This window comes from Mesorhizobium sp. BR1-1-16 (genome assembly GCF_020165495.1).
GTDB lineage: Bacteria > Pseudomonadota > Alphaproteobacteria > Rhizobiales > Kaistiaceae > Kaistia.
The window spans coordinates 142,017-151,745 of the sequence record NZ_JAIUIE010000012.1; the positions used below are offsets into that span (position 1 = coordinate 142,017).

The 9,729-nt window shown below is 64.7% G+C and carries 11 protein-coding genes; 9 read left to right on the forward strand and 2 right to left on the reverse strand.

What is annotated here, in order from left to right; genetic code table 11:
* Positions 1 to 40 precede the first annotated feature (40 nt).
* The 6 genes from LB518_RS20825 to LB518_RS20850 all read left to right on the forward strand — a co-directional run bounded on the left by LB518_RS20825 (position 41) and on the right by LB518_RS20850 (position 5,515).
* The gene (locus LB518_RS20825; RefSeq protein WP_224579734.1) at positions 41 to 301 is read left to right on the forward strand and encodes a hypothetical protein; all 261 of its coding nucleotides are present in this window, start codon (positions 41 to 43) and stop codon (positions 299 to 301) included.
* Positions 302 to 454: 153 nt separating this feature from the next.
* Positions 455 to 973, forward strand: coding sequence for a nucleoside/nucleotide kinase family protein (locus LB518_RS20830; protein ID WP_224579735.1), 519 nt, complete (start codon positions 455 to 457; stop codon positions 971 to 973).
* Positions 974 to 1,775: 802 nt separating this feature from the next.
* The gene (locus tag LB518_RS20835) at positions 1,776 to 3,722 is read left to right on the forward strand and encodes a P-loop NTPase fold protein (RefSeq protein WP_224579736.1); all 1,947 of its coding nucleotides are present in this window, start codon (positions 1,776 to 1,778) and stop codon (positions 3,720 to 3,722) included.
* A 404-nt stretch (positions 3,723 to 4,126) separates the two neighbouring features.
* Entirely contained in the window at positions 4,127 to 4,576 is a 450-nt protein-coding gene (locus LB518_RS20840) for a curlin (RefSeq protein WP_224579737.1), read from the forward strand.
* A gap of 78 nt (positions 4,577 to 4,654) precedes the next feature.
* Complete coding sequence (gene csgH / locus LB518_RS20845) at positions 4,655 to 5,056, forward strand: curli-like amyloid fiber formation chaperone CsgH (protein ID WP_224579738.1); 402 nt, start codon at positions 4,655 to 4,657, stop codon at positions 5,054 to 5,056.
* A 45-nt stretch (positions 5,057 to 5,101) separates the two neighbouring features.
* Positions 5,102 to 5,515, forward strand: coding sequence for a curlin (locus tag LB518_RS20850; RefSeq protein WP_224579739.1), 414 nt, complete (start codon positions 5,102 to 5,104; stop codon positions 5,513 to 5,515).
* Positions 5,516 to 5,528: 13 nt separating this feature from the next.
* Here the strand turns inward: LB518_RS20850 and LB518_RS20855 are convergent, their stop codons facing one another.
* Positions 5,529 to 6,278, reverse strand: a complete 750-nt coding sequence (locus tag LB518_RS20855) for an SDR family NAD(P)-dependent oxidoreductase (RefSeq protein WP_224579740.1) — start codon at positions 6,276 to 6,278, stop codon at positions 5,529 to 5,531.
* A gap of 4 nt (positions 6,279 to 6,282) precedes the next feature.
* Complete coding sequence (locus tag LB518_RS20860; protein WP_224579741.1) at positions 6,283 to 7,080, reverse strand: 3-hydroxybutyrate dehydrogenase; 798 nt, start codon at positions 7,078 to 7,080, stop codon at positions 6,283 to 6,285.
* A 164-nt stretch (positions 7,081 to 7,244) separates the two neighbouring features.
* Here LB518_RS20860 and LB518_RS20865 point away from each other — a divergent pair, with 164 nt between their 5' ends.
* The 3 genes from LB518_RS20865 to LB518_RS20875 form a co-directional block, all read left to right on the forward strand.
* Positions 7,245 to 7,787, forward strand: coding sequence for a Fur family transcriptional regulator (locus LB518_RS20865; RefSeq protein WP_224579742.1), 543 nt, complete (start codon positions 7,245 to 7,247; stop codon positions 7,785 to 7,787).
* Between the two features lie 187 nt (positions 7,788 to 7,974).
* A complete protein-coding gene (gene ispG, locus LB518_RS20870; protein ID WP_224579753.1) occupies positions 7,975 to 9,240 on the forward strand; it encodes a flavodoxin-dependent (E)-4-hydroxy-3-methylbut-2-enyl-diphosphate synthase in 1,266 nt (421 codons plus the stop codon).
* Between the two features lie 23 nt (positions 9,241 to 9,263).
* Positions 9,264 to 9,729 (forward strand): AAA family ATPase (locus LB518_RS20875; protein ID WP_224579743.1); only part of this gene is annotated, 466 nt, incomplete at its 3' end.

A 9,729-nucleotide genomic window follows, 5' to 3' on the forward strand; every position in this document is an offset into this window, starting at 1 on the left:
ACTGCCCCTCCTGACGCGACCAACCGCAGAAAGGGACGCCATGACCCCGATGAAACGCATCTTCCCTGTCCGCGCGACCGGCGCGAAGGCGACAGGCGTATCGGCGACCGGGGCTTCAGCGCTCGGCGCATCGGCGACCGGGTCGGCCGCGATCGGTGCGCTGGCGATTGGCGCGCTGGCCATCGGCGCCGTTGCCGTCGGTGCCCTCGCCATCGGCCGCCTGCGCATCCGCAAGGCGCGCATCGACACGCTCTCGGTCGGAACGCTGACCGTCGACCGCCTCGAAATCCGCCAGCGCTGACAGCGGCTCAACGAGCCTCGGGCGCCGCAGCCCGCTGAACGCCACGACCATCCCGATGTCAGGCCAGGCGCGCGAGCCCGGCCGTGACAGCGTCGCCATGGCGGGACAACGACCCCGAACGACGCCACTATCGGCCCCAACAACGAGACGACAATGGGCGTCAGGAATTATCTCATCGAAGGCGGCTCCGGCAGCGGCAAGACTGCCGTCGCCACCGAACTGGGGCGGCGCGGCCATCACGCCGTGCATGGCGACCGGACATTGGCCTATCAGGGCGATCCCGTCACCAGCGCAAGGCTGGACCTGCGCGTGCTTGCGCAGCATGGCGGCGACCCGGATTTCATCTCCCGCCACCACATCTGGGATGAAGGCCGCGTCCGAGCCCTCGCCGCCGACCAGACCCACGCCGCCACCTTCTTCTGCGGCGGCGCACGCAACACCAAAAACTTCATCACCCTCTTCGACGCCGTCTTCGTCCTCGAAATCGACCTCGCAACCCTGAACCGCCGCCTCGACGGCAGGCCCGGCGAATGGGGCTCGGAACCCGCCGAACGCGCCCTGATCCTCCACCAGCACCAGACCCGGGAAAACCTCCCCGAAAACGCGATCCCCATCGACGCGACCAAACCGATCACCGAAGTCGTCGACGAAATCCTGAGGCGCTGCGGCTGACAGGCGCGGAAAGGAAGTCAGGTCCAGGACGATCGACATCCGCGACTCACGTCGAGTCCCGCCTCCCCCTTCTGTCATTGCCGGGCTTGACCCGGCAATCCAGTCTTTTGGCGTGACGCGGTACCGACGCAAGAGAGAACGTGATGCGAGCCGGCTCGACTGAATGAGCGACCTGTCAGACTTTCCGCGATACGCGGAAGGAAGTCTGGATTGCCGGGTCAAGCCCGGCAATGACAGAAGAACGAGAAACGACCACCGGCCTCGTGCCCGGCCCGATGTCGATCCACCTGAGAGCCGGATCACACGACCCCCAGCGCACCCGCGCGATCACGGCCGCCGAGCGACGCCCCAAGCCTTCGCGGGAAACGACCACAATAGCCCCACCGCCGTCATGGCCGGGCTCGTCCCGGCCATCCACGTCTTCCTCACGACCGCCCAAGCAAGTCGTGGATGCCCGGGACAAGCCCGGGCAGGACGGGCGGGGGATTGCGGACGGGCGGTAGGTGGAAAGGGCGACCGATGTGCGGAAAACGACCGTATTCTGGGCATTTTCAGTACAACTGCGTCGCAGCCCGCTTCGTGCCAGAATCTGCCGTTTGCTGCGGCAGCGCCCGATGTCGGAATTGGGGTGGGTAGCGGACCGACCGGCTTTGGATCAGCGGGGGGGAGAAGCAGACATAAGCGGATTGGCATCTTGGAACTGGCAGCGAAAAGTCAGCGATGAGGTAGGGAGTAACCAAAAGCCGCCGTATACACGCCGCTCGAAATTGCGCTGCGGATTATGGGTTGACCGGAGCCAGATTTGCAGGAGAAGCGAAGTCTTTGCTATCGAGTACCACTGGTTGAAGAACGGGAGGCTAGCGACGCGATGAGAAACCCTTTTCGGAGCAATGCCCCTGTAAAGTCAAACACTGTCAGCCCCGAGGATTCTGCTCCTGTAACCTCTCTCGCGATCGAGCCGCAAAGCCACCTCGAAAAGTATCTTGCCTACTACGTCGGACGGTTAAGACCGGGGTATGCCGTCCTGGTGGCCGGCGAATGGGGAGCGGGCAAAACCCATCAGGTCCGGCGCGCCCTTCCTGATACGCATGCCCACTACATCAGTCTCTTCGGCCTCAACACGTCCGGCGAGATTGAAGCAGAGATTTTTACTAAGATGTTCCCTAAGGCTTCGGCGGTGAGGCGCTTTGCCGAGAAAATGGACAGCACGTCTGTAGGCATCCCGGTTCTTGGATCTCTAGGGACCGGAGGGCTAGCGAGCCTTCTGACTGGCCAATTCATCAAGAATGAGGTCGATAGTTCACGCGCACTCATCCTGGACGACCTTGAGCGGTGCACCGTGGACAACCCGGTACTGCTCGGAATGATCAATCGATACGTTGAACATCACGGCTGCAGAGTGATCGTCATCGCGCACGATCGTAAGGTAGTCGAGACCTTCGCGGATGCCAAGGAGAAGGTTTTCGGTCAAACCCTCCACGTGGAACCAAATGTCGATGCGGCCTTCGCGGAATTCGTTGACCTGTTCAAGGATCCACTGAAGCCGGACAAGCTTGGCGCGCATCGGCTAGAGGTGCTGTTCACGTTCAGGGAATCAGGAACGGCTTCTCTGCGAATACTCCGTCATGTCGTTGAGGATGTCGGTCGTCTCGCCGATGCTCTAGAGGATCGACATTTTGAGAATCACATGGCGATGGTTGAACTGGTCCGCCTTTTTTCAGCTCTGGCGATCGAAGCAAGAACGAACAAGCTAAAGCGCGAAGACCTCTATAGGAGAAAGGAAAAGATATTTTCGTATCGAATGGATGCGGCGCGCGCGAAAGCGGCGGGACCCCCGCAACCTCGACTAAACGAGGCTGCCGACAGATACGCCTCTATCGACATCGGAAGCACATTACTGAGCGATGACGTGTTGGCAGAAATGCTATTTGATGGACGCTTCACGGTTGAGCACATCCGAACGTCATTGAACAACAGCGCCTATTTTCTCGAGAAAAAGGCTGCGCCGCCTTGGCAAATTGTCGGCAGCTTTGACAAGCTCGATGATGAATACAGCGATCCCGCACTTGCACGAATGAACGAGCAGTTCGAGAAGCGTCAGGTGACAGACTCCGGTGAGTTCCTGCACATTGTTGCTCTGAAGATGATGATTGCATCTCGTGGTGTCCTTGACATCACTTCTAAGGAGATCGCCGATGCCGCCAAGGACTACATCGATGATCTAGTTACAGCAAAGCGGCTGCCGCCGCGAAAGGCCGGCTCGATGTGGGTCGACGAGTTCAAGGAAGCATCCGGCGGCGTGACGTATTGGGTCGCTGATTCCTATCGAGCGGATTTCCAGGGTGTTTTCGAGTACCTCGTCAAGGCTCGCACGGAGGCTCTAGCCGACACTCTCCCTGGCAGAGTTCCAGCGTTGCTGGAAGTCGTCAAAGCGGATGGACAAAAGTTCTTCGATACGGTTTGCCATAGCCGAAACGCGACTTTGGAATACGTGGACCTTCCCATCTTTGCTTACGTGGATCCGGCAGCGTTCGTGGATGCGTGGCTGGACTCTCCGAAGACGGGTTGGTACTGGATCGGCAATGCACTGAAAGAACGAAACAAGGCACTGACGCAATATCCTGCTTTGGCTTCCGAAAGTGCGTGGTATCCTCAAGTCCACGAAGAACTGCTGCGGCGAGCGCAAAGTCAGGAAGGACTGGCAAGAATTCGTTTAGAGCGCGCTGCGGAATTGATGGGCAACGCCTAGGCTGCCTCTGTCGCTTGATTGGCGGCAGCTCCTATCTAGTGAGCGAAACCTCTGAACGACCGCAATAGGGTCGCAAGCGGACTTGAGCAGATCACAGACATAATGGTCGGCTTGGGCCCGGGGCCCATCCTTTCTGTCTCCAAAACGAACAATGTCCAACCATCGACAAACGCCACTCGCGAACCCAGCAAAATGCTAACCAGCTGGCCGGCTACCCTGCCGGATTTCAAGTGCTCGGATAACGTCAGCGGATCGCGGTATCCAACGCTCCCCTACACGGCCAGCCTCCTCCCCCTCCCCCTGAACGCCAGATAAACACCGCCTTCAGCATCCGTTCCGCCGGGCCTCTCTAGAACGGACCTCATCGACAGCGCGGCTGTGGCCGCAGATGAAGGAGAGGTTCCATGATCCGCTCGAACGTTCTCGGCGCCGTTGTTGCCGCGGCTCTCGCCACGGCCGGCCTTGCCGGTGCCGCCGCGCCGGCCTTCGCCAATGACCTCCGCATCGAGCAGTATGGCTGGGGGAATTCGTCCGGCGGCGCGCAGACCGGCTGGCAGAACCGCATCCGCGTTTATCAGGACGGCCGCTCCAATGGCGCGACGGCGCATCAGACCGGCGCCAGCAATCTCTCGGCGATCGGCCAGCAGGGCTACGGAAATTCCGGCGCCACCTATCAGTATGGCAGCAGCAACGTCGCTGGCATCGGCCAGTTCGGCTCCGGCCACACCTCGATCCTGACGCAGGACGGCAATGGCAATATCGCCGCCGGCGTTCAGGTCGGCCATGGCTGCGCCGCCGACGTCAACCAGGGCGGCAATGGCAATGTCGCAGCCTTCGTCCAGGCCTGCGACTGAGCGGCGGCGGGCAAGGCCGACCGCGTCGGCCCGCGCCCCGCATTCCAGCATCCCGATCGCCAGACGAGGAGACGAGCCATGACCAGCATGACAGGACGGATCGCCATCGCCGCCGTGATGACGCTCGGCGCGATGGCCGCCGGAGCGGCGGTGGCGGCGGCCGGCCGCGACGGCGGCGGAACAGCGGCCGGGCCGCTTGCCTGTTCGATCGGCGAGAGCCGTTCCGGCGGCCAGATCATCCTCGCGCCGAGCGTCCGCGCGGCGCGCGCCACGGATGGCAGCTACAGCCTCCGCGTCAGCGGCGGCGGCGGCGGCAATTCATCGACCATCCGCCAAGGCGGGGATTTCTCGCTTCCCCCCGGCGGAACGGCCGCGCTTGGCACCGTCAGCCTCAGCGGCGGCAACGCCACCTATGCCGTGACGCTCGACATCACGGCCGGCGCCGCCAGCGCGCGCTGCACGGCCACCATCGGCGGCTGACCGCCCGCCGAGCCTCACAATCGCAGCATCAAAGGACATCGCGCCATGTTTTCCAGCCTCAAGACCATCGCCAGCGTCGTTGCCCTCTCCGGCGCGATCGCCCTCCCCGCCGCGCCGGCTTTCGCCGGCGGCTCGATCGGCTTCACGCTGGCGCCGCGCACGGAACAAGACGCGCGCGTCATGGATTTCGGGCTCCGCGCCTATGCGCTCTATCAGGGGCTGAAGGGCGGCGGCGCGCGCATCGACCAGCGCGGACAGGGCAACACGGCCGGCGTCGCGCAGCAGGGCGTCGGCAATGTCGGCCTCGTCAGCCAGCGCGGCGACGGCCATGCTGCCGCGCTGCAGCAGTCCGGCAACGGCAATTCCTACGGCATCTTCCAGTTTGGCCGGAACACCGAGACGCGCGTTGCGCAGGAGGGGAATAGCAATACCGGCGCGGCGTTCACCTTCGGCTGGTGAGCCGCCAAGCGCGTCACATCACGTCGCCGCCATTCACATTCAGCGTCGCGCCGAGGAAATAGCTGCCCTCGTCGCTCGCAAGCAGCACGGCGGCGCCGGTGAGTTCATCGACGCGGCCGAAACGGCCGATCGGCAGGCCCGCCGAAATCCGGGCGCGGATATCATCCGGAACGCCCGCGCTCATCGGCGTTTCGATGATGCCGGGCGCGATGGCGTTGACGGTCACGCCTTCACGGCCGACCTCATGCGCCAGCGCCTTCGTGAAGCCGATCAGCCCGGCCTTGGCGGCCACGTAATGCGTCAGTTCCGGGCCGCCCTTCAGCGCCAGCTGCGAGGCGATGCTGATGATGCGGCCGAAGCCGCGCGCGCGCATCGAAGGGAGAACGGCCTGCACGCAGAGAAATGCGCCGCGCAGATTGACCCCCATGACGCGATCCCATTCGGCCGCTGTCATCGCCGCGATCGGCACATCGCGCAGCACGCCGGCATTGTTGACGAGAATATCGACCGGGCCCAGCGCCCGAACGGCCCCTGCAAAGGCCGTGTTGACCGCCGCCTCGTCCGAGACATCGCAGGCAAAGGCCGCGGCATGTCCTCCCGCATCGCTGATTTCCGTCGCGACACGCTCGGCCACATCGCCATTTCGATCGAGCACCGCGACCCGCGCGCCCTCCTCGGCGAAACGGAGCGCGATGCCGCGGCCGATGCCACTCGCCGCGCCGGTGACGGCGGCGACGCGCCCTTCAAGCTTGCCCATTGTCATGCGCTCACGCTGCGGTCCAGCCGCCATCGATCACCTGCAGCGCGCCGGTGATGTTGCGGGCGGCATCGGTGGTGAGGAACAGCGCCAGCGCCGCGATCTCATCGACGGTCACGAACTGCCGCGTCGGCTGCGCCGCGAGCAACACGTCGCGCTTCACCTGTTCCTCGGTCAGCCCGCGCGCCGCCATCGTCGCCGGGATCTGCTTCTCGACCAGCGGCGTCCAGACATAGCCGGGCGAAATCGCGTTCACCGTGATGCCGCTCTCGGCAACCTCGAGCGCCACCGTCTTGGTGAGCCCGGCAATGCCATGCTTGGCCGCGACATAGGCCGACTTATAGGGCGAGGCGACCAGCGCATGCGCCGAGGCGGTGGAGACGATGCGGCCCCAGCCTTTCTTCTTCATCGCCGGGATCACCAGCCGCATCGCATGGAAAGCGGCCGAGAGATTGAGCGCGATGATGAGGTTCCATTTGTCGACCGGGAACTCATGCACCGGCGCCACATGCTGCACGCCGGCATTGTTGACGAGGAGATCGATCGCGCCGAATTCCGCCTCAACCTCGGCCACCATCGCCTCGATCGCGGCGACATCGGTCATGTCGGCCGCGTGATAGCGCACTTCGACATCGTGCTCGCTGGCCAGCGTCGTGCGCATCGCCTCGATCTCGGCGGCATCGCCGAAGCCGTTCAAAACGACATGCGCGCCGGCCCTGGCATAAGCCCGCGCAATGGCGAGGCCGATGCCGGAGGTCGAGCCGGTGACCAGCGCCGTCTTGCCGCGAAGGTGACGTTCGTTCGACATGGCGAAAACTCCGCGCGACAAGAGGGGTGAGAAGCGGCGCGCCAGCGACTATATTGGGCAAAGACCGCGGCGCGCGTGAACATGACGTTGAGGCATGGTAGAACGCCGCGCTGCAGCATGGGAAGATGGCCGCGACGAGAAGCGGCGGAAATCGGGATCGCGCGATGAACGAGGCGACGACCGGCGACACGGCATTGGCGGCGACGCCGCATGAGCATGGCGAGCACGACCATGGCCATTGCGAGCGCGATGCCATCGCCCATGCCGAAGCGGTCTCCGCCGCCTCGGGTCTCCGCTTCACCGATCAGCGCCGTAAGGTTCTTGCCGCGCTTGCCGAAAGCCACGTGCCCGCCAGCGCCTATGACGTGATCGACCGCCTGGCGCGCGAAGGACCACGCCCCGCGCCCGTCAGCGTCTATCGCGCGCTCGAATTCCTGGTCGAGAACGGCTTTGCCCACCGCATCGAAAGCCGCAACGCCTATATCGCCTGCACGCGCAGCCAGCGCACCGGCACTGCCGAAGCCGGCCACGATCATGGCGCGGCGACCGTGTTCCTGCTCTGCGAGGCCTGCGGCGCCGCCGCCGAGGCTTCATCCGAGGCGCTGACGCGATCGCTCGAGGCGCTGACCGAAGCCGCCTCCTTCGTGCCGCGCGCGCCCGTCATCGAGATCCGCGGCCTCTGCGCCCGCTGCCGGGCGAACGGCTGATTGTGCGGCTATCAATGCGCGATGGCGATCGGCATCCCTTCTCCCCCATGCGGGAGAGGGCAATGGCGAGGGTCTCGCTTTCCTTCCCTGCGACCAGAAATCCGCGCCTGCGGCGCGCCCTCACCCCAACCCTCTCCCGCCGCGCGGGAGAGGGGCCTCATCGCGGACCAGTCTGACCATGAACCTGATGAACCTCGCCGCCCCCGCCACAGCCTTCGCCATTCCTGATTTTCCCGCTGGTCCGCTGCCACGCCGCCGCGCCGTTTCGGTCCGCGTCGGCAAGGTCGATGTCGGCGGCGAGGCGCCGGTCGTCGTCCAGTCGATGACCAATACCGACACCGCCGATATCGACGCGACGGTGGCGCAGGTGGCGAGCCTCGCCATCGCCGGCTCGGAGCTGGTGCGCATCACGGTTGATCGCGACGAGGCCGCCGCCGCCGTGCCGCATATCAAGGAAAGGCTGCTGCGCCGGCGCATCGACGTGCCGCTGATCGGCGACTTCCACTATATCGGCCACAAGCTCCTGACCGATCATCCGGCCTGCGCCGAGGCGCTCGATAAATATCGCATCAATCCCGGCAATGTCGGTTTCGGCGAAAAGCGCGACCGCCAGTTCGGAACGCTGATTGAGCTGGCGATCCGCCATTCGAAGCCCGTGCGCATCGGCGTCAACTGGGGCTCGCTCGACCAGGAACTCTTGACCAGCCTGATGGACGCCAACGCCGCCTCGGCCGCGCCTGTTTCGGCCAATGCCGTGATGCGCGAGGCGATCGTCCGCTCGGCCGTGCTTTCGGCCGCCCGCGCCGAGGAAATCGGCCTGGCGCGCGAGAAGATCATCCTCTCGGCCAAGGTCTCGAATGTGCAGGACCTCATCGCCGTCTATCGCGATCTTGCCCGCCGCAGCCCGCATGCGCTGCATCTTGGCCTCACCGAGGCCGGCATGGGCTCGAAGGGCATCGTCGCCTCCTCGGCCGCGATGGGCATCCTGCTGCAGGAAGGCATCGGCGATACGATCCGCGTCTCGCTGACGCCGGAGCCGAATGGCGACCGCACGCGCGAGGTCCAGGTGGCGCAGGAACTCCTGCAGACCATGGGCTTCCGCGCCTTCCTGCCCGTCGTAGCCGCCTGCCCCGGCTGCGGCCGCACCACCTCGACCGTGTTCCAGGAACTCGCCAAGACGATCGAGGAAGATCTCCGCAAGGCGATGCCGGAATGGCGCGAGCGCTATCCGGGCGTCGAGGCGCTGAAGGTCGCCGTCATGGGCTGCATCGTCAACGGCCCCGGCGAATCGAAGCACGCCGATATCGGCATCTCCCTCCCCGGCACCGGCGAAACCCCCACCGCCCCCGTCTTCATCGACGGCAAGAAAGCCGCGACATTGCGCGGCCCCGCCATCGCGGAGGATTTCCGCAAGATGGTGGCCGCCTATGTCGAGCAGCGGTTCGGCGTCTGACGCGATCGGGCCGCGAAACCCCGATGCGTATCGCGGTCACCGGAACCCATGGCAGCGGCAAGACCACGCTGATCGAGGATTTCGTCGCCGCGCATCCCGCCTATGAAGCCGTCGCCGAGCCCTATTGGCGGCTGGCCGAGCGCGGCGCCCTCTTCGCCGCAAAACCAACCACCGCCGATTTCGAGGCGCAGCTTGCCGAAAGCTGCCGGCTGATCCTCGACGAGGCGCGCGGCGATAACGTCATCTTCGACCGCTCGCCGCTCGATTTCCTCGCCTATCTCGACATCACCAGCGCAGACGAAGGCTTCGAATGGCTGCCGCAAGGCCGACTGCTCACCCGCATCACCCGCGCCTTGGAGACCCTAGACCTGATCCTCTTCATCCCCCTCACGGAACCCGACGAGATCCCCCACCCGATCGAACACCCAACGCTCCGCCGCAGGGTCGACGCGCGGCTGAAGGCGTTGATCCGGGGGGATGAGCTTGGGT